The organism is Bacillus sp. AFS077874, assembly GCF_002566505.1.
Taxonomy (GTDB): domain Bacteria; phylum Bacillota; class Bacilli; order Bacillales; family Bacillaceae_G; genus Gottfriedia.
In genome coordinates, this window is the sequence record NZ_NUYF01000061.1 from 1 (window position 1) to 24,408 (window position 24,408).

Consider the following 24,408-nt stretch of genomic DNA (forward strand, 5'->3'; position numbering starts at 1 on the left):
CATTCGTCTCTTCAACCTCAGTTTCTAATTGAAGAACGTCAGCTTCAATCTCTGGAGTTTCAAGTTGTACTTCTTCCTCTTTCAACGGAGTTTGTATTTCATTTTGATGTACTTCAGCATGTAAATCTTCTTTTTCAACTTGATTAGCTGAAGTTTGAAGTTCTTCTTTTTCTACTAGATTAAACACATCAATTTTTTCTTGATTTTGATTGCCGAAACTTACTTTTTCGAAAATATTGCTTTCAACTTTTTCAAACGAATTTTCAAGTACATTAGAAGATTCAACTCTCATTTCTTCTATAGTTGAAGAAAGATTATAATCAGTTGCATTTTCTTCTTTTATCGGAGGCTTTTGATATCCATAAATTGGTGAAATATATTCACTTGGTCGAAATGGTGTTTTTCTTTTTGGACGAAATACAATATCGACCTTTTCTTCTTTTTCTACTTTTACTGGTTCTTCTTCACTTTTTGAGACCTGATTTTTTTCAAGTCGACTAGATAAATTACTTTTATCGAATTGATTACTTTGAAAAGTATTTCTTACAAAGTTATTACTCTGGTTATATGTAGGTTTATATTCTTTATTTAAATTGTTTAGTGACTTTTTCCAAATATCATCATTTTTTTCTTGTTTAAAAACTGTTTCAATTTTTGTTTCCTTTATCGGCTTTGGTGATGGTAATTCTTCATCTAATTCAATGGGAAATCTAAATTTTGGACGCTCTTGTAAAGCGTTTCTCTTTTTTTCGATAGAGTGTGATTGATATACTTTCTCCTTAACAGGCTTTTCTTCAAACCCTTCTTCAAACTCTTCTTCAATCTCATTAAGGCTATTCGCCTTAAAAAGGCTTTTTAACCATTTTTTCATTTTTCTCACTCTCTCTATTTCTTTTCATACCTTTTATTTTACCATGTGACATAATGACAAAAAACACATTATTATTACAAATTGCGCTAGTTCAATCATATTTCGATATCAAATATATAATTTAATCAAATTAATATTAAAATAATAATTCTTTTATTGAAAAACAGAAAAAATACTAGACCAATTCATGGCCTAGTATTTATACGAAAATATATATTATTTAGTTAAAAAAAGCTTTTCCAACTTCAGCATCAGCTTCAAGAACTAAGATTCCTTTTTCTTGCGGAGCATCAGGTAAATCAAGTTCACGTGCAGAGCAAATCATACCGAATGAATCCACTCCACGTAAATTAGCATCCTTAATGACTAATCCTGATGGCATTACTGCACCAACTTTTGCAACAACTACCTTTTGTCCTTGTTCAACATTCGGAGCACCACAAACAATTTGTAATGTATCTGTTCCAACGTCAACTTTGCAAATATTTAATTTATCAGCATTTGGATGTTTTTCTTTTTCGATTACATATCCAATAACGAATTTAGGTGAAAGGTCTAATACTAAAGTATCTTCAAACCCTTCTTTTGCAAGTAATTCATTAACCGAATTAACAATATGTTCAGTAATCGTAACGATACCATTTTCTTGAACATCTACATAAGTAGATGCCTCAAACACATTAATAGCAACCGTTTCATTCGTAACTGCACTATATACGCGTGCTATATTCCCTTTTCGTTCAACTTTACGATCTTCTGATGGAATTTGTTTTAATGTAATTAATAGCGTATCGCCGATTCCTTCTTTGTTATAAAAAATATTCACTGATTTCTTCCTTTCTATTGCTTCTTTTGTTTCCCTAGAATAAATACTGGCATTAGCTTTTCATTTTCGTAAGCAAATGACAATGATGTAATTGGTATTTTCCCACTAGCAAAGAAACTCATATTCATTTGCGCCATTATATCATAACCTATGTTATTTCGAATGTCAGCAAGGATTAGTACATCTCCATGAGGAATTCCTACTAATAATTCACCTTTTACTTTTGATTGAATTTCTTTTATAAATGTACTGTTTAGTACTCTACTCGCATCGTATCCATCATTTGTACGTACAAAATAAAAAGTATTATCTGCAACAATATCTTCTTTTACTTGAACGGGCATTTTTCTTAAATTAAATAAAGCAATAGAATGGAGCTGCTCCTTTGTATAACCTGATTTTACTAATAAATTTTCATCGATTAGTTGATACGTTTTTTCAGAATCAATAGCGTAGTAAATTCTAGTTTCTGCAGTATGCTCATCAGTTACAAATAAATTTCCTTCTTCCTTTTCTGTCGGAAACGATGTAGCTCGAATAACTGGTCGAATTTGTTCTTCTAGAAATACAGTTTCAGAGTGCATAGCAGAAAGTGCTTCTTTTACATAATAAATTAATTCATTAAAAGCCTCTTCACCTTCTGCTTCATACTTTGCTACTGCACTATTTAAAGAGACACTCATCCCTTTATTACTTTCAATCCCTTCAATTCGAAGGTCTTCTTTTTCACGATCATAGATAAAACGCCAATCTTCATTTCCAAGGCGATTTTCTATCATTTTTTTTAAGTCTAGTGTTGTTTTTTTAGCCAATTGTTTTACCTACCTTATTAGCCTCTTAATCCTTCAAGAAACTCTTCTACTTGTTCTTTTGTTTTACGATCCTTATTTACATAACGACCAATTTCTTCACCATTATTAAACGCTACAAAGCTCGGTATTCCAAAAATATCTAGATTTTGGCATACCTCAATAAATTGGTCACGATCTACGTAATAAAACGTAAAATCTTTATTTTCATCAATTATTTCTTGAAAAAACATATCTAAAAATCTGCAATCCGGACACCAATTTGCTGAAAATTGGAAAACCACTTTTTCTCCTTGTTTCGCTTGTTCGAATTGTTCAACTGATGTAATTTTTTCCATTCTTTTTCCCTCGCTTAATTCGTTTTCTTTTATTTTATCTTATTTTTATCGATATGCAAAAAGGACGACCTCAATTGTTTTCTTCTTTTCGTTTCTTGAATTCATATTGTCCAAATAGTAATTCACAAATATGTTCAAAGATTTCTGTCCTAGTAATTCGACCATTTGTAAATACCCCTACTGCCCCTTCTTTACTACGTATATCTTTTTCATTCGTATATCGTTCCATTAATACGGAGAGCTCAGTTCCATTTCTTAGCTCATTAATAAATTCGCTAGGTAATAAAATTTTTGCTCCGCTTGCTAGTATTACCTCGTTTTCATACACAAGTGCTCCCCAGTTACAAAGAAAAAGCCGATCGTTTTCTATAATGACACCACCTTCTAATCCAATACCGATTTCCGACTCACCTGCGATTCTAGCATTATATGCTCTATTTATAGCACCTTGCATAGTTTCTTGATCAGTCAAAGGTTGATTCGAAACATTTGATGGAACATTTAGTCCCTCAACTTTATACTGATTAAAAACTTTTTTAACAGCTCCTACTTTTGTGGGATTTAAAGAACCAATAATTATTTTCATTGTTTTAACTCCATTCACTAGTCAAACGCTTTATTAAGTTATATTTAATTTTAACATAATCAGGCAAGAAGTCTCCTTCCTCAAGCGTGTGAAGGACTTTAGTCCAACGGTAGGTGGGAGATGAATTGCCTTTTATTCGATAGAAAAACATATGGTTATATGCTTTGATTTTCTTATGAATTGTTCTTTGAGAAGTAGTTATATAAGGTTGAGTGGACAAATAAGACATCGTGCGAAAACCAAGCCCGTCACCCTTCCACTCGTAAAATAACTAAGGTAACGAAAGAACCTCCATTCGTTGGACATCTACCGCAGGAACTGTGGGAAGTAACGCTCGTGGAGATGAAAGGTTGCTTTCATCACGGAATCGAGAAGCCCCCACTTCAAGCGTTAGCTAAGTGGTGGGAGTGGTTCGCTATACAATAAAAAAGACACTTTCAAAATGAAAGCATCTTTCCAATTATCTCACCTAATAAAATCTATGACATATTTCCATTTTTAATCAACTATTACCTCATTCATGCCTTAAAATTCTTTACTAAGTTAACATAAAAACATTACATGCCCTAAAAAATAGTTATCATTTAACTACAAAAGTATCAATATATCGATAAATAGCATGGGCAACGCCATTTTCATCATTATTTAGAGTAGAGGTTGTACAAATTGATTTGATATCTTCTTTTGCATTCCCCATTGCAACACTATATGCGACTTTTTCGAACATTGAAATATCATTATTACTGTCGCCAATAGCCATGGATTGGTCTAATGAACCATTCAATAAAAAAACTAATTTTTCTAATGCTAATCCTTTTGATGCAAAACAACTCGTAATTTCAATATTATGCTCCGCAGAAGAAACAACCATTAACTCTTTACATTTATTAAACCGATTTCTGGCTTCTTCTAATTTTTTCATATCAAACGTACATACTAAAATATTATTAACTTCTTCATTTCGTTGTATGATTTCTTGACAATGATCAACTAATACATACCCAAACTGATCGAATTGTCTTTCCGCAACATTAACTAATTCTTTCATTTCTTCATCTAACTCAACTCTTTTAAGGCTATTAATCTCATTTTGAAAAATTTCTCTTCTTTCTTTAAGAGCATAAATGCTTTTATCTGTAAAAACTTCAAAATAATAATTTCGTTCATCAAGCCACCTTAATATCTGTTCAACATTCGTTTTTGAGATTGTAATTGATGAGATACATTCTCCGTATTTTGAATGGATTGTTGCCCCATTTGTTCCGATCACATATGGCGATATCCTGAATCTTTCACAAATTTTCTTGGCATCAAAATGAGCTCGACCAGTTGAAATAACGATTTCAATTCCATTTTCCCCTGCAAATTTAATTGCATTAATATTTTCTTCACTAATTTCATTCTCATTATTTAATAATGTTCCATCTAAATCTATTGCAATGAAACTCATTGATTATATCCCCTTTAATTTATTATGCTTTTCAGATAGTTTTATAGTGTTCAGTAATCGGTCATCACCAAAATGGCAAGCTTAAGAAGGCAATAACGATTCATTCATTACGTTATTGGCTACTTAACAAAAAAGAATTTATAGAATATAGTCCGTCGTTTTTAATTTGCTTGAATCCATTCGATTTCTTCTACTATTGAATGCTCTTTCCATTCATCTGGAAATGAATGGTCACATACTATTGCATCAACCTTTTCAAGAGAACAAACTTTACAAAATGTATCTACACCAATTTTCGAGTAATCTGTTAATAAAATCACTTGCTTCGACACTTCCACCATTTTTCGAGAAACTAACGTTTCATGGAAATGATAGTTGCTAACTCCATTTTGAGCTGAGACACCACCCGCTGAAATAAATGCCTTATCAACATTAAATTGACTTAGTAATTGTTCTGTTATACTCCCACTCATTGACTGTTGTTTTGGATCAACTATTCCACCTAGTAATAATATTTGTCCGGTAAACTTATTTTGATTTAATGATTCTGTTAACAGGGAAGATACCGGTAATGAATTAGTCAATATAGTAATGTCTTTTTTATTTTCAATACACTGAGCAAATTCAAGCATTGTTGTGCCTACATCAATCGCAATGACATCTCCATTGGAAATTTGGTCCATGGCCTTTTTACCAATTTTTACTTTCGCTTCCTGATTCACAGTCGTACGCTGCATAAAAGGAGGTTCCTCATTTTGGTATACTGTTTTAATTGCTCCACCATACACCTTTTTTAAAAGACCTTTTTCCTCTAATATCATTAAATCTCGACGAATGGTTTCTTCTGATACATTAAATTGTTCAACTAAATCGATAACTTTAACTTTTCCTTTTTTATTAAGTTCTTTTAAAATCTCGTTTTTTCTTTCCTCAGGTAAAACAGACATTTTAATCCTCCAGAAACTTTAAAAATTTATAAGATAACGCATTCTTTTTTAGGTACAATAATGTTCACATGTTCTCCTTGCTGGAACATTTCACCTCGGTGGTTAAGGTTGTCTACAAGAAATGCAGATTCTTCGGTTTCAACTTCGTATCTTAAGACATTACCAGTCATAGTAACATCTGAAATAATCCCCTTTATTCCCCAGTTTTGTTGTAAATCCATGCTGTCATTTCCTACAGCTACTAATTTTAATACTTCAGGTCGAATTGCTACATCATTTCCAATTAATTCATTACTACGTACAAGTTTATGGAAAGCTTCCATCTCATAAACATTATAATTTCCGATGAATTTTGCTACGAATTTATTTACTGGTGTTGTATAGATCTCAGAAGGTGTACCTTCTTGTACTACATTTCCATTATTCATAACAAAAATTCGATCCGACATTGTCATTGCTTCTTCTTGATCATGTGTAACAAAAATAGTCGTAATATCTAGTTCTTGTTGTATTCTTTTTAATTCTTTTTGTAAGCTTTTTCGAATTTTTGCATCTAATGCACTTAACGGTTCATCTAATAATAGTACTTTTGGTTCCATGACAAGCGCTCGAGCTAAAGCAACTCTTTGTTGTTGCCCTCCTGATAATTGGTGAGGGTATGATCCTTCTTTACCTATTAAATCAACAATTTCAATCATCTTTTTTACTCTTGCATGTATGTTTTTAGCTTTTTTCATTTTTAGACCATATGCAATATTTTCAAATACTGTCATATTTGGAAAAAGTGCATATGACTGAAATACCATACCTACCTCGCGTTGACGCGGAGATAAATTAGTTATGTTCTTCCCATCTATTAATATATTTCCTACATCGACGTCTTCCAGTCCAGCGATCGAACGTAATAAAGTACTTTTCCCGCACCCACTTTGACCTAAAAGCGTTACGAATTCTCCTTTATTTAATGTTAAGGAAATATTATTTAAGACGACTTGATTTTGATATTGTTTAGTCACTTGATCAATATTTACGTAGCTCATTTAACTTCACCTTCTATTGCAGTATTTTTTAAATGACCTTGTTTTTTTAAAATAGACCGCCTTTTATTAAATACGGCAGGATTTTTTTTAGTTTTAAACGTGAGTTTTAAGACTGTTCCAGTTAAAAGTAAAATTACCAAATAATAAGTAATAACTATGGCACTTGTTAAATGACCACTACTATTTAGTTTATCGGCAAGATAGATTTGAAGGGTTTCAAATCTTCCACCTACTAGTAAATTTGCAAATGCAAACTCACTGAATAAAAGCGCTACGGACAATAAACTTGATACTAATATTCCAGATAAAATATTCGGAAGCACAACCGTTCTAAACGCTTGAAATTTAGTTGCACCAAGTAATTCAGCTGCATCTACAAGTTGAATGGCATTTATTGTTCTAAGACTATTACGAATACCTTGATACATAAAAGGTAGAATGGTTATAAAGTAAGCTCCAACTAGTATCCATGGAGTACCGGCAATTTGTAATGGCCCATTAGAATATAGCTTAATTAACCCAACTGCTCCTACAATAGGTGGGATACCATACGGAAGCATCGCAATTGCTTGGAGAATTCCTTCAAATTTTTTAAAATATACAGTTATAATAAAGATTGTTGGGAGCATGATTGAAACACTTAAAAAGACAGTTATGATAATTAAAAATAATGTTCGTTGAAAAGCCTCAAAAAATCGTCCATCTTGAAATAATTCAATATACCAATTTAATGTATAGCTCTCAGGTAAGATTGAATGATCCCATTTAGTTGCAATTGAAAATAAAAATGTACCGACTAGTGGAATTAATAAATAGATTACAAGTAATCCAACTATTACTTTAAAAAATGTTGTTTGTAATTTCATCGTAAATCCCTCCTAATCCGACGCATCATTCTTTCATTAATCCACATCGCTCCAATCATGGTAACTGCTAGAAGGACTCCTAGTGCGCTTCCTAATTGTGGTTTTAATGTAACGTCACTTGAGACTAGTGAAGCAATTTGTAATGACAATAAATTATAATTGCTACCAACTAATGCGTAGGCTGTTGCATAAGCACCCATAGCGTTAGCAAATAAAATACTAAATGTGCCTACTATACTTGGTAATAGTACTGGAATTCCAATTCTTAGCCAAAATGATATTGTTGATCCTCCTAATAATGCAGACGCTTCTTTCCATTGTTGCTTTATTCCTTGAAAAGAAGGGTATATCAACAAAATTGCTAATGGAATCTGAAAATAAATATAGACAAGGATCAGTCCGGTCCAAGAATATAAATTAAAATCCGCAAATAGATTCCAACCGAGTTTTGCAAAAAGCAAAGTAAATAGTCCATTGTTTCCAAGTAAAATAATATATGAGAAAGAAAGAGGGATTCCTTCAAAATTTGAAGTCACATTAGCAATCATTAATAGACGATTTTGTATTTTACGTGAAAACTTTGTAAAGGAATAAGCTGTGACAACAGCTATTAGGATCGAAATCACTGCCGAAATAATTGAAATAACTATACTATTTTTGATAGCTTGTAAGTAAAACTTACTTTTAAATATAGTTATATATTGATTCATAGTTAGATGGATTCCGTCATCTGCGTAAAAACTATTCTTAAACATTGCCATCATTGGCCCTAATTCAAATCCTATTACAAACAATAAAAATGGCAATAAAAGAGCTAGTAAGTAAATCTTATGTTTTTTTATTTTTTGCAAAGCTTCTCGCTCCTTAAAATTCTTTAAACGTTAGAGAATTGGTAAAATTTTCACTAAACCAATTCCCCTTCCATAAAAATCTTCATATCATTAAAACGTCAATTAATTTCTTTATATCCGGGTAGCTGATATGAAATCATCTTATCTGATGGCTCTATATTTAAGAGCTCACAAACAAGTGGAGCAAAAGCTAACTGAGGGATTACTTCTTTATAAACATCAGGCTCAACTTTTGGACTGATGATAAAAAGTGGTACATCTCGTTCGCCCGCTGTTATTCCTCCGTGATTACCAGTTTCGCTCATTCCATGATCAGAAGTAATTAAAATGTGATACCCTTCTGACATCCAAATTGGAAGAAGTTGCGCTAACAAACTGCCTATTTTTAAAATTTGTTCACGATATTCTTTCGATTCCGATCCAAATAGTTCTCCTTTAACATCTACACCTAAAGGGTGAATGTATAAAAAGTGTGGATCATATTTTCTACGTAAAGCTTCTGCATCCATAAACACGTGACTGTCTGGATAGTCATCATCCCAATAGAATTTTCCGTATTGAATCGCTTTAGATAGATCATCTTGTTCTCGATCTTCAATAAAATTAAATGGTGCTCGATTATATAGTTCGCTTACCCAGTAATACGAAACCGCTCCATTTCTTAAACCATTTTCCTTTGTAAGATGAAAGATACTTTTTTCATTCGATAAACGAACTGCTTGATTAGATGTAATTCCATTTACAGATGAAGGTGTTCCAGTTAATAACACCTCATATAATGGGCGAGAAAGACTCGGAAGCTCCGATTTCATCTTGTATAGTGCTGCTTGATTTAATTCCACTAAATGCTGAACATATCCAAGCGCTTCGCATGCTTTGTCATATCTCATTCCATCAACAACTATAGCTATAACTTTATTTGACATTTACTAACACCTCTTCTTGCCATTTTTGAGGTAAAGTTTTTGCAGTTTCTTCCCAAGCCTTAAAATCTCTAATTGGCTTTGCATTTTTGTATTCCTCTTTTGGAACCATTTTTTCAGCTACATCCTTTGGAAGTTCAACATTACGAATTGGTCGAGCAAATCCTTTTGCTAAGTTTATTTGTCCTTCATCGCTTAGAATATATTCCCTTGTAGCCATAGCAGCATAAGGATGTTTAGCATATTTATTGATAATAGTTGAGTATCCACTAACAACTGATCCATCACTTGGGATAGATACATCAAATTGACTACGCTTAATTGCTTCAGCATAACCAAGCGCATTAAAGTCCCAAACAAGTGCTACTTCAACCTCTCCTTTTTCGATATTTGCTGGTTTAGCATCTGTTAAGCTTAATCGCCCTTGCTTAGCAAGCTTTTTAAAAAAGTCGATCCCTGGTTGGATATTTTTTTCATCTCCACCGTATGCAATAGCAGCAGCAAGTACGGCCATTTGGTTTTGTGTACCACGTTGAACATCTCCAACTGTTACTTTATAATTCCCTTTTAAAATATCGTCCCAAGATTTAGGAGGTGTTTTTACTAGTTCTTTATTTGTCAGAAAAGAAATAGTTCCTTGATATCCGACTACCCAGTCACCATTGTCATCTTTTGCCCAATCAGGAATCTCCTCCCAGTAAGATGTTTTGTATGGAATAGTTAAGTTTTTTTGTTCAGCGATTGGACCAAAAGACATTCCGACATCTCCAATATCAGCAGTAGCATTCTCTTTTTCAGATTCCATTTTTGCAATCTCTTCCGCACTAGACAAATCTGTGTCAGTATGTTTCAAATTATAATTTTTATTAACTTCATTCCAAGTTTCAACCCAGTTAGCCCATGAATCGGGCATACCTACACTATTTATTTCACCTTCTTTTTTTGCTTTTGTTTCAATTTCTTTAAGAGTTAATGAATTTGGATTTAATACAGATTGACTTTTCGTTTCCACGGCTTTTCCGCATGCTGTTAGTCCTAGAACTGTCATACCCATAACGACAACTTGCACTGCCTTGTAACTTTTCTTTTTAAATTCAGTTTTCATTTTAGATCTCCTCACATTAATGTGGTTTGTTTAATGTTTATTACTGGTTATTACGGTTTTATCATAAAACAACATCGTAAAACCCACATTAACTGTATGTTAAGAATTTATTAATAACATTAATTGAAAGACGAGTTAAGGTTCTAGGTAATAGATAAGAAAAGATGTGAAGTGTAGGGATTTGGGAAGGCAAGGTAAGGATTTTCAATAAAAAAAGAAGCCTCTTTTTAGGGCTTCTTTTTTTACTTTCTTAATAATTACGTAATGTTTCAACAGTTGTTTTATCAGTCGCTTTAACTAGCTTAACAAGTAATTCCTTTGCAGCTAAATAATCATCAACATGAATAATCGATGCCGCAGTGTGAATATAACGAGAGCAGATACCAATTACAGCAGATGGTACGCCATCGTTTGAAACATGTACTCGTCCAGCATCTGTTCCACCTTGTGAAACAAAATATTGGTAAGGAATTTTATTCGTTTCTGCAGTATCTAAAATAAATTCACGGATTCCTTTATGAGTAACCATCGTGCGGTCTAAAATTCGTAATAAAACACCTTTACCTAATTGACCGAACTCGGATTTTGATCCTGACATATCATTAGCTGGGCTTGCATCTAATGCGTAAAAGATATCAGGTTTAATCATATTTGCAGCTGTTTGTGCTCCTCTTAGTCCAACTTCTTCTTGAACAGTAGCACCTGAATATAAAATATTTGGTAATGTTTCGTTTTGAACTTCTTTTAATAATTCAATCGCAAGTCCACAACCGTAACGGTTATCCCAAGCTTTTGCCATGATTTTTTTCTCATTAGCCATAGGAGTGAACGGACATACTGGTACAATTTGTTGACCAGGACGAACGCCAATATTTAGTGCATCTTCTTTGTTATCTGCACCAATATCGATTAGCATATTTTTCATATCCATTGGTCTAGCTCTTAACTCATCGCTTAATAAATGCGGTGGAATTGAACCGATCACACCAATAACTGGTCCTTGATCTGTCATTACTTGAACTCTTTGAGCAAGCAATACTTGGTTCCACCAGCCACCTAGTGGTTGAAATCGTAACATCCCGTTTTCTGTAATTTGAGTAACCATGAAACCAACTTCATCCATATGACCTGCCACCATTACAGTAGGTCCATCTTCAGCTCCACGTTTCACTCCAAAAATACTTCCTAAACGATCTTGCACAATCTCATTTGTATATTTTTCAAGTTCTTTTCTCATGAAGTGACGAACTTCATGCTCAAATCCTGATGCACCTTGTAATTCTGTTAAAAATTTAAAAAGCTGTAGAGTGTCTTGATTCATAATTAAAGTTCCTCTCTGTACAAATCATATCTTCTTTTTTTATTTTATCTAAAAATAACACATAATACCAATGCTAACCGTTGAAATGTTGCCCCAGTTTGACTAAGATAAGTAGTAGAATATTTTTTCAAGCGCATAATACATAAATAGAGGTGGTACAAATGAAACTTAAACGCGTCTTAATCGGCTTAGGTTTAGGTGTTGCTGGTGGACTATATTTACAAAAAAAATTATCTTCACAATATATTCCAGCAGAAAAAGCATTAAAAACAATTAAACCAGTATTTCTTTCATATGGTAATGTAACTGGAACTTGGATTCATTCAGAACCAAAGTGGGCAGATTTACCTGATTATGAAGGTGATGTTTATGAAGGTGGTTTTACAGTAGTAGAATCAGATAATGACACTACAAACTATTCATTCATCATTAATGCTGTAAATGGTGAGCTAATTTCTGCTCAAATTGTTTAACAACAAAAGCCAAATTATTTGGAGCGTTCGATCGACTGTAATACTTGTCCTTCAGCGCTCCATTTTATTGCTCGAAATACATCGTCATGATAGAACGTAAACCAAGATTTTTTTTGCATACCAAAATTAACCCATTTTTCTTTTGCGTAAATAGATGTCATTGGGTAATCATCATATGCCATAACCCATAATGGTGACTGATGTGCATGTGTAGGCATTAAATCCCCCATATGCAATAATAGCTCATCTTCAGTTTCAATTTTTATAATACTGTGCCCATCGCTATGTCCACCTGTGTGAATAATTGTTATTTCATCTGTTAAAGAATATTCTTTTTCAAATGCTATTACTTGGTGCTGAATTGCTTCCCAATTTTCTTTCCAATATGTATTACTTGAACGAATATTCGGATTTCTCATTTCATCCCATTCAATTTGAGATGTGATAATTTTTGCATTCGAAAATACAGATTTGAATTCATCATTTTCAAATTTAGTTAATCCACTAGCATGATCAAAATGCAGATGCGTCATTATGACATAATCAATATCGTCTAGTTTTAAACCGTGCCTCGCTAATGATTTTTCTAACGCTGAATCCTCGGTAACGCCAAAATTTCTTTTTTGTTTCTCATTTAATTTATTAACACCGATGCCGCTATCAATGATAATGTTTAAACCATTTGTTTGAATAAATACCGGGTCAGTACGTAAAGGAATTTGGTTTTTCTCATTAACAATATATTTTTTTGACCAAAGCGCCTTTGGAACAACTCCAAACATTGCTCCACCATCTAAATGGGTATTTCCTCCAGTAAGCCACTGAATTGTACAAGTTCCAATTTTTAACTGTTCCATACTTATCCCCCTTCTTTTTTACTAGACTTAAATATTATACCACTTTTACGAATTTACTGAATATTTAAAGAGCAGGAATAGGTAAAAGAAAGGGAACAATAGTGAATATGAAATGTAAATTCGTTTTAAATTGCCTAAAAATCAACAATCATATTAAAATTTCGTGTGTTGTAGCAAAATAAAAAAACTATCATGATAAATATATCACGATAGTCTTTTGATTAGATTAATTTCTATAAGCAGCTTCAACTCGGTAAATACGGTTACCTTTTGAAGAAAACTTTTCTTCGTATTCAGTCATAATATTTCCTTCAAAATCACTTTTATGAAGATCTAAGCTTAAGAAATGCATAGTCATTCCGTAGTTCGCCATACTCATGATTGAAAACTCGAATAAATCTTGATTATCTGTTTTAAAATGAATTTCCCCATCATTTTTCAAGATTTGTTGATACATATTTAAAAATGTTTTATATGTTAATCGACGTTTTTCATGACGAACCTTTGGCCATGGATCAGAAAAGTTTAAATAAACTCGATCTATTTCCCCGTCTTCAAAGAAATCCGTTAATTTTTGAGCATCTACATTTAACAGCTTTAAGTTTGGAACTTCAGCTTCGATTAATTTATCTAATGCATCAGAAATTACACTTGTATATTTCTCAATGCCAATATAGTTAATATGAGGATTGGCTTTAGCCATACCGACCATAAAACGACCTCTACCCGTACCAACCTCGATATGAATTGGTTGATCATTTTGGAAAACTTCTTGCCATTTCCCTTTTTGTTCAGACGGATTTGGAATTACATAATGAGCATTTTCTTTAACTTGATCTGCCGCACCTGGCTTATGTCTTAATCTCATAAGATTTTACTCCCTCTCGATTTTGCAATTTATATTTACTCAAAGAAAAAACCAAGCACGATGGCACTCGGTTATTCACGTATAGTATAAAATCATTTCTTGTAACACAAACTATTTCAAGTGTACCTAATAAAAAAAGGATGTGAATTTATGCCTTTAAATCATGAACATCAATTAACAATTTTACGAGATATTTTAATGAATCATCAATCTGACTGTTGTGGAACTATATCAGAATGTGAGCAATTAGAAAGACTTGTTCAATCCTTATTAACGAACGACCAAATAACAGATGATGTAAAAAGCATGTTAAATGACGTTTATTATTATAGTCAGTCTGGAAAGTATTCTGCTGATTTAGATCAGCACATTACAAACCACCAAAATCAACTCTCTCAATGGGTGACTGATTTCAATACTTATTCCTAATCTATATGACAATTTCCGAGGAAATTTTTATTTAATTAATATCTTCTCTAGCAGGCTCTTCATTTTTTGAGTCTGCTTTTCATTTTCTCGAAGAGTATACCATTTAATCCAAATGATTGTTTGAGCGACTACATACCAAGTCATTCGATTTGATAGGTCTTCAGTTAATTTTATTCCATAATTTCGAAGCCATTTGTCCCAATCATTCTGTTCTACATAGGTGAATAAAAACATGCCCAAATCAAATGCTTTATCAGCAATGATTGCCTCATCCCAATCAATTAAATATAAATTATTTGTCTCAGTAAGTAGCCAATTATGATGATTTAAATCACTATGACAAACGACTAAATCCTCTGAATCAAAAGATGGCATATTTTCCTCTAAATATTCGATACCTTTTACTATGATCTGGCTTTGTGTAAACTCTTCAGTAAGATTACCTACGATTGTTTGTAGTAAATCCTGTGGTTCTAAAGGATTAATCCCTAGCTTGGTTAACATATATAACAATTCTTTGGAAGAATGGATACGATATAAAAATTGCGCAACCCCTTTCGCAGAGAGCTCATAAGGTTCTAAACTACGTGCAATCACCCACTCTTGAGCAGTAAGTACATCACCATTTTCTAGTCTTCTAGTCCAAACTAATTTTGGAACAAAGCCAGCTGCTGATAAAACTGCTAAAAAAGGAGAAGAATTTCGTTTTAGAAATAATCTCTTATCATTATTTTCTGCTATATACGCTTCACCAGTAAATCCACCGGCTGGCGAGATTGTCCATTCTTTTCCGAGTATTTCTTGTATATGATTATCCATTGTTCCCGTTCCTTGTTGTTATATATGTTTGTATTTAAAATTATTTTATTACAAAAAGAAAGATAGCCTATTACAATCAGCTGTAATAAGCCATCTTTTACAAGTTTACATTGTTTAATTAGAATCTGCAAGTAGTTGCTAGTATTTTACTAATACAACAGTCGAAAGCGATGGCATTGGTAATTTATTACAATCCACTTTCATCCCTTTATTAACATAATGATTATGGCCATCCCATATAAATTCCCAATTGTCTTCTTCATTTCCTAAATCAATATATATATCAGTAAGACCATTATGAAATAACACCATTATCTCTTTAACTTGGTCGATTTCTTCTAATCCGCTAATTCGGTACCCAATTAGATCTCGATGAATATTGACTGGCGTTACATACTTTTCTATTTCTTCTTTTAAAGAAAAACGGAAACTATTAAAGCGCTTTCGAATTGCGATAAATTCTTTAACTATTTCAATCGATGACGCTTCACGTTCTGCTCTTGCCCAATCAATACTATTTATTGTGTCGCCTGAATTATAACTGTTTTCGATCCCCTTTTTTGTTCGAAAAAACTCCTGGCCACTATGCAGAAACGGTACACCAAACGAAAATAATACAATACTAGTTCCAAGTAAATGCCTTTTCTTAAGTATTTCCTCATTCTCTTTCTGATTGGAAAGCTTTAATCTGTCCCACATAGTGTGATTATCATGTGATTCAACATAATTAATCGATTGATATGGCTCTTTAAATAAATTTACTTGTTTATTAATCCCAACGCTTCCTAAAAGTAAATCGGATAAGTAATCATTATGAATATTATTGCCTTGTATAAACCCTATTTCTTGAAATGAAAAAGTACTTCCTTTTATTCCATCGCGAAATTTATCATTAAAAAACCCAACCATTGATAGTTGATGACTTTGGTTTATCGTTGCTTTTCGAGAAGATGGACTTAATGATGTATTTAAATCCCAACCTTCTCCAAAAATGATTATTTCTGGTTTTAAGATTGTCAGTTCCGATACAATTTCATTCATTGTATCCGTATCCAATATTCCCATTAAATCAAACCTAAACCCATCGATGTCATATTCTTTAGTCCAATATTTTATTGATTGTAGAATAAATCGTCTAGCCATCAATCTTTCAGATGCAAAGTCATTCCCTACTCCTGTTCCATTCGATGGTAAACCACGTTCATCTTGTCTAAAATAATATCCTGGTACAATTTTTTCGAATTGGCTAGTTTGTAATTCATAAACATGATTGTAAACAACATCCATAATAATCCGTAAACCATGTTCATGATAAACTGAAATAAGTTTCTTTAATTCATTTATTCTTTCGATTGGTTCATCCGGTTTTAAACTATAACTACCTTCTGGTGCATTGAAATTCAATGGATTGTAGCCCCAATTATAGCTTTGGAAAGGGTTATTTTCATCTATTCCTTCAAAATCAAAAAATGGTAATAATTCAATATGTGTAGCTCCTAGCTTGCATAGATAATCCAAACCTGTTGGAAAACCATTGTACATCGTATCTTTTTCATGAAATCCTTGAAAAGACCCCTTTTTTTGAATCCCACTTAGTGGATGTGAAGTAAAATCTCGAATACTGGCCTCGTAAATAATACAATCAGTATACTTACTTGGTGATGTACTATTTACCTTACTAACTTTGCTACTCTTCGATAAATCAATTACTACACTATGTTTACCATTTACAGTAACTGCTTTTGCATAAGGATCGACAGCTTCTCGCCAAATCAGATTCACACATACTAAGAAATTATAAACTAATCCGTCACAATCACGATCGATTACTGCTTTCCATGTCCCTTTTCCATCTCGAACCATAGACATTTCAGTAAACTTTTCTTCTTCACCGTATTCTTGATAAATTCTTAACTTAACCTTAGAAGCAGTAGGTGCCCATAATTTGAATTGTGTAGATTTACTTGTGTAAACCGTACCTAAATCCTCCACATCATAGGCATATTTTTCATCAAAGTCCTTCGAACGAATAACTCCACCTACTTGTAAATCTGTGCGAATACCAAATTCGTCTTCAATCTCATACTTTTTTTCTAACAAAAGGACTTCAGTAGTCAAAACAGTATATTTAAAAAATCTATCAAACTCTATTCGAGATACGACAGGAAGCCTAGTTTTCCGACCATCCTCTTCAATTAGTTCAAAATATGACTGCACTGTATGTTTGTTCGATTTGGGAATAATCATTGTTATTTCTTGAAATCCATCTATATAAGCTTCAAAAGCCCTTTTAATATGAAACAACGCTATTCACCATCCAGACTATAAATTTAAAACTTTTACATAATAACTACGCATTTCGTTATTAATTAAATCGATATGATTAGTCTATTCACAAAGAGTTAAAATGGATTCAAAACAAACATGCTGTTACCATTTCGCTTTCATGCTTCTTCTGAAAGTATTCGTTAGTTTCTTCAAATATTTCTTATATTTCATCAAATTGTTCAAGATTTTAAATCTTATTTTTTACTTTAATGAAACGGATTCAGCAATATGGTAACTTGGTTTTTGGGAAGGTTGAATCTTATATAAAATGACTTCATTCACTTTAAATTTTAAAGGTTCTTCTTCCCAACTAAGTGGGATTTCAAATTCTTTATCGAACCTATCATTATATTTCTTTGCGATTGTAATATGCGGATTATATGGTCGTTTATCAATTGAAAAACCGCTTTCTTCACATATCCTACTAATTCTATTTTGTAACTCCAATAATTCAACACTATTCTCTAAACCAAACCACCATACACGTGGCTGTACTTTACTCCCAAAAATACCCAACTGATGAATAGACAAATCAAAACTTTTAAAATCGTTCAGCTCTTTTTGTAGTTGATCCATAAGCTCTACACTTTTTGTATATGTAACTGGACCTAAAAATGATAAAGTAATATGAAAATCATCTTTAAATGTCCATTTCTTTAATGGTAGTTTTGAATACCATCTTTTTGAATAATCATCTAAAATTTCTTTTATTTGTATTGGCAAAGGAACAGCAAGAAAATAATGTTCACTCAAATTACGCAATCTCCTTTTTATCTTTTATGTTGGAATCCTTTTTTAAGTATTGCATGATTCCAACTGCAACTATACTTAGAGAACCAAATAAAATATAAATTGCTTTAATAGAAAATGCCTCTGATAAAAATCCACTTATGAAAGTACAGAACCACTCTCCCAATCCTAAGCCTAAACCAGAATAAATTGTAACAGCTGTTGCTTTTAAAGAATCCGGTGCTTGATCTCTTACAAACTGGAGAGCTGCTGGAATAAATAATCCAACCGATAGTCCTTGTGTAAGACAAGATAAATAAAGAATCGAAATCGGAGGATTTGTAAAATAAAAATACCATCTTAAAGCCGATACTAAAGCGGTTGCAATTAATATATTATATATCCCAAAACGATTAATTAATCTCTTAGCTACTTGCAAAAATGGTGCTTCACTTCCTGCAGAAATTAGAAATGCAATACCAACACCTGTTAATGTTCCACCTAAAGATTGAATATATAAACCGAAGTAAGTATTATTTGCACTAATTGGTCCAAAAACTAAAAAGGCACAAATTAAAAATAATAAAAATCTTTTATTAGATAGCAAAATTGGGACTCCTTTTAAGATTGGTTCCCTTTTGCTAATTGTCGTAGCGTTAGGAATAAAAATTGAAATACCTAAGCCGACTAGAATACAAAAAGCAAATACGAAAAATATAATGACTAAACCAAAAACTTCAGCTAATCTCCCTGAAACTAATACAGCTAATGCAAAACCAATTGAGCCATATAATCGAATAGCTCCGTAATTCCCACCTATTTTTTGGACATAATTCAGTGCAATACTATCTGAAAGAGGAATTAAAGCACTTTGTGTCATCGATAACATGATGACAACAAATAAAAGCATGCCATATGAAGTGATTGAAGAATAGAAAAGTGCAATTACAATTGTGGAGATTTGCGCTATAAGCAACATTTTTTTTGGATTAAGCGTCATGTCACTAACCATTCCCCATAGAGGCTGTGAAAAAATAGCAACGATTGGTGTTAAAGACATTAATATTCCAATTTGTGAAGTTGATAAATCCAACACATTTTTAAAGTAAGAAGAAAGTAAAGGTCCTAGCGATCCTATTGCAAAAAATAAACAAAAATAATAGCCCTTAAAAATAAGTAAGATGCTATTTTTACGTGCATGTAATGTGTTCAATATTATTCTCAACTCCCAAAAAAATACATAAAAAAGGGGAGGAAATTTCTCCCCTTACTGACGAAAAATGCTCGCTTTACCTTATTGTCTCAAAAAATCGAGTCGTTTAATCAGTCTAAATCTATATTACTTAACCAATTCAGCAATCGACTGTGCATAGATTGCAATTGCTTTTAATAAATCATCAATTTCAGCATATTCGTCTTTTTGGTGGGCTACTTCTGGTTTTCCTAAGAATAATGGTCCAAAAGCTACACCTGCACTTAATGAACGTGCGTATGTGCCACCACCGATTGTTAACAATGTTGCTTCCTCACCCGTTTGCTCTTCATATACTTTTTGTAAAGTTTGAATTAATGGGTGATCTTTTGGAACATGGTGAGGCTTAGAATTTTTAATTTCATTAAATTCAAAGCTATATTTATTTCCACGTTCAGTAAGTGTTGAAATAACAAAGTCAATATCAGTTGTCACTGGATAACGTAAAGTTAACCCAAATGACCCACCATTATTTTCTTCGTATTGCATAATTCCTAAGTTAATAGTTAAATCTCCAGTAATATCATCATTAAACGCAACGCCCATGTTTTTACCACGAGAGTCACCTTTGAAGTTTTCAACGATAAACTTTAAGAATCGATCAGCATTAACATTAAATTCAAATTGATTTAAGAAGCTTGCTAATGCAATACCCGCATTCTTACCTTTATCAGGTTCCATTCCATGTACTGAAACACCTTCTACTTCTAAAACTTGGTGTCCATTTTCTTCAGAAACTTGAGCTTTACATCCTAGCTCACTAATATGTTTTGTAAATGCTTCTTGATCAAAGCTTGGTCCTGAAACGATTGCTTTTGCATAATCAGGTACCATATTTACTCTTCTACCTGAAGAGAATGAAACTAATTTATATTCACTCTCGTTATCTTCATTTAACTGCATTTGTTTGAAATTAATATCTAATATTCCCTTTTCAGCGTAAATGATTGGGAAATCTGCATCAGGTGCAAAGCCCATTGTTGGCATTTCTTCTTTTTCAAAGTAGTGATCAACACAACGCCATTGGCTTTCTTCATCTGTTCCGAGAATCATACGTACACGTTTATTAATTGGTAAACCTAATTCTTTAACAATCTTCATTGCATAATAAGCAGCCATTGTAGGACCCTTATCATCAATTGCGCCTCGTGCATAAATATTTCCATCTTTAATAATTGCATCAAATGGATCATGAGACCAGCCATCTCCAGCAGGTACAACATCTAAGTGACAAAGAATTCCTACTAGTTCTTCGCCGCTTCCCATTTCTAAGTGACCAGCAAATCCATCAACATTTTTTGGAATAAACCCGTCTTTTTCACCTAAATTTAACATGTATGTAAGTGCTTCATTAATACCTTTACCCATAGGTGCTTCTTTTGTAATTGTCGCTTCATCATAAACGCTTTCAATATTAAGAAGTTCAATCGTTTGCTTTAAATAATCATCTTTACGTTTTAAAACTTCTTCCATCCAATTAATTTGTGTCATAGAAATACCTCCTTTAATATACATAGTTTATCACCTTTTAAAATTTAAACATAATTTATTCATAAATGGAACGAAAAAAGAAGGAATATGACACTCTTTGTAGAATATATTACCTTAAACTTGCAAAATGATTACGTTTGCGCAAATTTTCATTAAATTTTTGTATTTTTTTCATAAATTTCGTTATGAAACTACTGAAAAAGAGTAAAATGAAAATATAAGCTTAACTAGTAAAATACTTAACTAACCTGTTATGAAACAATGCGGTAGGTAAAGGAGTGGTTTTTTGAATTCTGGAACTTCTCGAATGCTGACTCGAATTAAAGCCATTTACATGTACATTAGTGAAAATGGCACCGTTTCTACAAAAGACCTAGTGGAGGAGTTTGGTATTACACCTAGAACAATCCAACGAGATTTAAACATTTTAGAGTTTAATAATCTAGTTTATAGTCCAAGTAGGGGAAAATGGGCCGTAACAGGGAAAAAAGTAAAAGCTTCTTCGTAAAAAAAGAAAAACAAAAACCTATGATTGTCTTGTCTGACGTCTAATCAAGGGTTTTTGTTTTTCTTTTGGCTCTCTATTAGGGATCCGATTAAACTTTATATTTACATTTTGAATCATCTTAACCTATTTATAAGTAACACTTTATTTCTCTTCGTTTACCGACTTTAATAGGTCAATCTCTTCATCAGTCAATTCTCGATATTCACCTAACTCTAATTCTTCATCTAACTTTAAAGGACCCATCTCAAGTCTTTTTAAGTAAGTAACTTTCTTTCCTACTGCTTCAAACATTCTTTTAACTTGATGGAATTTACCTTCCATAATAACTAGTTCGATCTCAGATTCTTCACCGGATTTAAGAATTGTTAAATAACCAGGTTTCGTTAAATAACCATCCTCTAGTGTTACGCCTTTTTCAAATGCTTTAATGTCAGCTTCAGTTACTACGCCATCAATCGTTGCATAATACTTCTTTGGTACGTGTTTTTTAGGAGAAAGTAATTGATGTGCCAAATGACCATCATTCGTAATTAATAACAATCCTTCCGTATCTTTATCTAAACGTCCAACTGGAAATGGCTCGAAAATGATATCTTCATATTCTAATAATCCGATTACAGTCTCATGCTCAGAATCTTCTGTAGCAGATATAACACCTGGTGGTTTGTTCATCATTAAATAAACAAACTCTTTGTACTCTACTACTTCACCATTTACCGTTACAACTTGCTGTTCAATATCAACATGCTCTTTCGGGCTTTTTACAATATTATCTCCAACTTTTACAACACCTTGTTTTAGTAGAGACTTTACTTCTTTCCTACTGCCATATCCCATATTGGCTAAAATTTTATCAATTCTCATTAATTAGCACCTTTTCTTTCTAAAATAAAAGTTTAAGAAAACTCGCCGATTAGCGAGCTTTTTTTGCGAAGTCAAAGGCGTAGTTGCATTTATAGTTAATTCCTTACATCAGCTTCTACGTCGTTTTTCTTCTCCGCTGTCAATTTATACACTCTTAATGTGTAAAAAAAGGTGAACCACTACAAAAGAAGGTTCACCATATATTTTTATCCTCTTTTTCCAAACTTAAAACGATTCTTTAAACGAGCTCCTAAAATAATTTCAAATAAGTTTAATTTGTATGCGACACCTAAATAAACAATGGCCCCTACAATTGCTCCAATGATGACAAGGAACATTGAAATCATTCGACCATCTTTATAAGTCCACCAGAAACCTAATAAGTATTCTACAGCATAAACCGCTCCGGCCATTAAGCCAGATAAGATAATCATAAAGATGATCCTTCTAAACACTTTATTGAAAGAGAACTCCGCATTTTTACGAATATAATAGAAATTGTAAACGATTGAAAATAAATAGCCTAATGCGGTCGCTGATACCGCGCCATAAGTTTTGAATAAATGAATTAATGGTACATTTAATATAATTTTTAATATTACTCCGCCTATTAAACCAATAATCGCATATTTTTGTTTATCTAAACCTTGTAAAATGGCTACATTTACTGTGAAAAGTGAATACAATAAAGCTACTGGAGCATAAAAACCTAGTATACTTCCACCAAGTGTACTTTTTTGATAAAAAGCACTATAAATCGGTTCAGCCAAAACTGAAATCCCTACTACAGCAGGAAGTGTTAAGAAAAATACAACCTGGTAGGTTTGGGTAATTTGACTTTGTAGCTTTTTATGATTTTTATTTACGAATGCTTCAGTTATAGCGGGAACAAGTGTTAAACCAAATGCCGTTGCTAATGAAACTGGAATCATTACTAGCTTGTGACTTGTGTATGAAAACATTACATAAGTATTCTCTGCAATATCTTTTAATCCAATTGCTTCCATTGCTCTATTGTAAGTAAACTGATCAACTAATTGATATAACGGGATAGCAAGTCCGACAAACACATATGGAATTGAATAAGAAAATAATTCTTTAAACATTTCTAATTTAGTAGGATAGATTAATCCTTTTGATTTTGGAAGAAGTTCATCTAAATGAACTTTTCGCTTTCTCCAATACCATAGTAAGTTTAAAATACCACCTACAGCACCAATTGTAGCTGCAAACGTCGATAACCCAACTGCTTGAGTGATTGTTCCACCCATAACTTTTAGAATGATATAACTTCCAACTAATGTAAATACAATACGTACAATTTGTTCAATTAGCTGTGAAACAGTAGTTGGGCCTGTTGATTGATGCCCCTGAAAAAAACCTCTATACAAACTTTGAGAAGGTACTAATATTAAAGCAGTACTTACTATTCGCATAACTGAAACTACATCCTCTACACTATTACCTTTTGTATCTTTAGGTATCATAAGAGGTGCGATATAAGGTGCAATGATATATAACGTTAAAAACGAAAAAATACCTGTACATATTAAGAGTAGCTGACTTGCATGAAAAAGCCTTCTACTTGTTTCATATTCTTCAATCGCATTGTACTTTGAAACGAACTTTGCTACAGCTAACGGAACACCTGCAGTAGCTATACTGATGAACAATGTATATGGAACATAACCATAATTATATAATGCAGACCCTTTTGAACCAACTAACGCATAAAAAGGGAATGTATAGATCATTCCTAGAAATTTTATTAAAAATGTACCAGCAGTTAATATGAAGGTACCTCGTAGCAATTTTGAATCTGACATAAACTGCCTCCTACCAATTCTCGATCAAACT

General features: G+C 32.6%; 25 protein-coding genes. 3 read left to right on the plus strand and 22 right to left on the minus strand.

The window, feature by feature from the left end; all coding sequences use genetic code 11:
* The 13 genes from COJ46_RS23790 to COJ46_RS23850 all read right to left on the minus strand — a co-directional run.
* Positions 1 to 871, minus strand: an 871-nt coding sequence (locus COJ46_RS23790; RefSeq protein WP_141540919.1) for a hypothetical protein, incomplete at its 3' end; no start/stop codon positions are given.
* Between the two features lie 220 nt (positions 872 to 1,091).
* Positions 1,092 to 1,697 carry a YtpR family tRNA-binding protein gene (gene ytpR / locus COJ46_RS23795; protein ID WP_097979202.1) on the minus strand — a complete coding sequence of 202 codons (606 nt, stop codon included), beginning with the start codon at positions 1,695 to 1,697 and terminating at the stop codon, positions 1,092 to 1,094.
* Between the two features lie 14 nt (positions 1,698 to 1,711).
* Positions 1,712 to 2,509 (minus strand): DUF1444 family protein, encoded by a 798-nt coding sequence (locus COJ46_RS23800; RefSeq protein ID WP_286133692.1) that lies wholly within the window; start codon positions 2,507 to 2,509, stop codon positions 1,712 to 1,714.
* A gap of 17 nt (positions 2,510 to 2,526) precedes the next feature.
* A complete protein-coding gene (locus COJ46_RS23805) occupies positions 2,527 to 2,844 on the minus strand; it encodes a thioredoxin family protein (RefSeq protein WP_056473367.1) in 318 nt (105 codons plus the stop codon).
* A gap of 70 nt (positions 2,845 to 2,914) precedes the next feature.
* Entirely contained in the window at positions 2,915 to 3,430 is a 516-nt protein-coding gene (locus COJ46_RS23810; RefSeq protein WP_097979203.1) for a DUF84 family protein, read from the minus strand.
* 580 nt (positions 3,431 to 4,010) lie between these two features.
* Positions 4,011 to 4,880 carry a Cof-type HAD-IIB family hydrolase gene (locus tag COJ46_RS23815; RefSeq protein WP_098566406.1) on the minus strand — a complete coding sequence of 290 codons (870 nt, stop codon included), beginning with the start codon at positions 4,878 to 4,880 and terminating at the stop codon, positions 4,011 to 4,013.
* A gap of 161 nt (positions 4,881 to 5,041) precedes the next feature.
* The gene (locus tag COJ46_RS23820) at positions 5,042 to 5,827 is read right to left on the minus strand and encodes a DeoR/GlpR family DNA-binding transcription regulator (protein ID WP_097979205.1); all 786 of its coding nucleotides are present in this window, start codon (positions 5,825 to 5,827) and stop codon (positions 5,042 to 5,044) included.
* Positions 5,828 to 5,853: 26 nt separating this feature from the next.
* Positions 5,854 to 6,867 carry an ABC transporter ATP-binding protein gene (locus COJ46_RS23825; protein WP_097979206.1) on the minus strand — a complete coding sequence of 338 codons (1,014 nt, stop codon included), beginning with the start codon at positions 6,865 to 6,867 and terminating at the stop codon, positions 5,854 to 5,856.
* Positions 6,864 to 7,733 (minus strand): ABC transporter permease, encoded by an 870-nt coding sequence (locus COJ46_RS23830; RefSeq protein ID WP_097979207.1) that lies wholly within the window; start codon positions 7,731 to 7,733, stop codon positions 6,864 to 6,866. The genes COJ46_RS23825 and COJ46_RS23830 overlap by 4 nt, the downstream gene beginning before the upstream one ends.
* On the minus strand, positions 7,730 to 8,584 hold the full coding sequence (locus COJ46_RS23835; protein ID WP_097979208.1) for an ABC transporter permease: 855 nt from the start codon (positions 8,582 to 8,584) through the stop codon (positions 7,730 to 7,732). The genes COJ46_RS23830 and COJ46_RS23835 overlap by 4 nt, the downstream gene beginning before the upstream one ends.
* 98 nt (positions 8,585 to 8,682) lie before the next feature.
* Entirely contained in the window at positions 8,683 to 9,510 is an 828-nt protein-coding gene (locus tag COJ46_RS23840; protein WP_097979209.1) for an alkaline phosphatase family protein, read from the minus strand.
* On the minus strand, positions 9,500 to 10,612 hold the full coding sequence (locus COJ46_RS23845) for an ABC transporter substrate-binding protein (RefSeq protein ID WP_098566407.1): 1,113 nt from the start codon (positions 10,610 to 10,612) through the stop codon (positions 9,500 to 9,502). Before COJ46_RS23845 ends, COJ46_RS23840 begins: the two co-directional genes overlap by 11 nt.
* Before the next feature lie 250 nt (positions 10,613 to 10,862).
* Entirely contained in the window at positions 10,863 to 11,933 is a 1,071-nt protein-coding gene (locus COJ46_RS23850) for a M42 family metallopeptidase (protein WP_097979211.1), read from the minus strand.
* A 161-nt stretch (positions 11,934 to 12,094) separates the two neighbouring features.
* Here COJ46_RS23850 and COJ46_RS23855 point away from each other — a divergent pair, with 161 nt between their 5' ends.
* Positions 12,095 to 12,406: a PepSY domain-containing protein gene (locus COJ46_RS23855; protein ID WP_056473349.1), complete on the plus strand. Its 312-nt coding sequence runs from the start codon at positions 12,095 to 12,097 to the stop codon at positions 12,404 to 12,406.
* Between the two features lie 14 nt (positions 12,407 to 12,420).
* Here the strand turns inward: COJ46_RS23855 and COJ46_RS23860 are convergent, their stop codons facing one another.
* Positions 12,421 to 13,263: a YtnP family quorum-quenching lactonase gene (locus tag COJ46_RS23860; protein ID WP_098566408.1), complete on the minus strand. Its 843-nt coding sequence runs from the start codon at positions 13,261 to 13,263 to the stop codon at positions 12,421 to 12,423.
* A 226-nt stretch (positions 13,264 to 13,489) separates the two neighbouring features.
* Positions 13,490 to 14,131, minus strand: coding sequence for a tRNA (guanosine(46)-N7)-methyltransferase TrmB (trmB, locus tag COJ46_RS23865; RefSeq protein WP_098566409.1), 642 nt, complete (start codon positions 14,129 to 14,131; stop codon positions 13,490 to 13,492).
* 150 nt (positions 14,132 to 14,281) lie between these two features.
* Between trmB and COJ46_RS23870 the strand changes: the two genes are divergently transcribed.
* On the plus strand, positions 14,282 to 14,560 hold the full coding sequence (locus tag COJ46_RS23870) for a YtzH-like family protein (RefSeq protein WP_056473344.1): 279 nt from the start codon (positions 14,282 to 14,284) through the stop codon (positions 14,558 to 14,560).
* A 27-nt stretch (positions 14,561 to 14,587) separates the two neighbouring features.
* On the opposite strand, the gene COJ46_RS23875 is transcribed toward COJ46_RS23870, so the two are convergent.
* The 5 genes from COJ46_RS23875 to pepV all read right to left on the minus strand — a co-directional run bounded on the left by COJ46_RS23875 (position 14,588) and on the right by pepV (position 21,179).
* Complete coding sequence (locus tag COJ46_RS23875) at positions 14,588 to 15,379, minus strand: phosphotransferase family protein (protein ID WP_176527984.1); 792 nt, start codon at positions 15,377 to 15,379, stop codon at positions 14,588 to 14,590.
* A gap of 138 nt (positions 15,380 to 15,517) precedes the next feature.
* Positions 15,518 to 17,683 carry a type I pullulanase gene (gene pulA / locus COJ46_RS23880; RefSeq protein ID WP_098566410.1) on the minus strand — a complete coding sequence of 722 codons (2,166 nt, stop codon included), beginning with the start codon at positions 17,681 to 17,683 and terminating at the stop codon, positions 15,518 to 15,520.
* Between the two features lie 225 nt (positions 17,684 to 17,908).
* Entirely contained in the window at positions 17,909 to 18,460 is a 552-nt protein-coding gene (thpR, locus tag COJ46_RS23885) for an RNA 2',3'-cyclic phosphodiesterase (RefSeq protein WP_176522689.1), read from the minus strand.
* 1 nt (position 18,461) lies between these two features.
* Positions 18,462 to 19,649, minus strand: coding sequence for an MFS transporter (locus tag COJ46_RS23890; protein WP_176522690.1), 1,188 nt, complete (start codon positions 19,647 to 19,649; stop codon positions 18,462 to 18,464).
* Positions 19,650 to 19,775: 126 nt separating this feature from the next.
* Positions 19,776 to 21,179 carry a dipeptidase PepV gene (gene pepV / locus COJ46_RS23895; protein ID WP_097979217.1) on the minus strand — a complete coding sequence of 468 codons (1,404 nt, stop codon included), beginning with the start codon at positions 21,177 to 21,179 and terminating at the stop codon, positions 19,776 to 19,778.
* Positions 21,180 to 21,486: 307 nt separating this feature from the next.
* On the opposite strand from pepV, the gene COJ46_RS23900 reads away from it, so the two are divergent.
* Positions 21,487 to 21,687, plus strand: coding sequence for a DeoR family transcriptional regulator (locus COJ46_RS23900; RefSeq protein ID WP_056473526.1), 201 nt, complete (start codon positions 21,487 to 21,489; stop codon positions 21,685 to 21,687).
* A gap of 141 nt (positions 21,688 to 21,828) precedes the next feature.
* On the opposite strand, the gene COJ46_RS23905 is transcribed toward COJ46_RS23900, so the two are convergent.
* On the minus strand, positions 21,829 to 22,551 hold the full coding sequence (locus tag COJ46_RS23905) for a pseudouridine synthase (RefSeq protein ID WP_097979218.1): 723 nt from the start codon (positions 22,549 to 22,551) through the stop codon (positions 21,829 to 21,831).
* Between the two features lie 206 nt (positions 22,552 to 22,757).
* The gene (locus tag COJ46_RS23910) at positions 22,758 to 24,377 is read right to left on the minus strand and encodes a putative polysaccharide biosynthesis protein (protein ID WP_097979219.1); all 1,620 of its coding nucleotides are present in this window, start codon (positions 24,375 to 24,377) and stop codon (positions 22,758 to 22,760) included.
* Positions 24,378 to 24,408 lie beyond the last annotated feature (31 nt).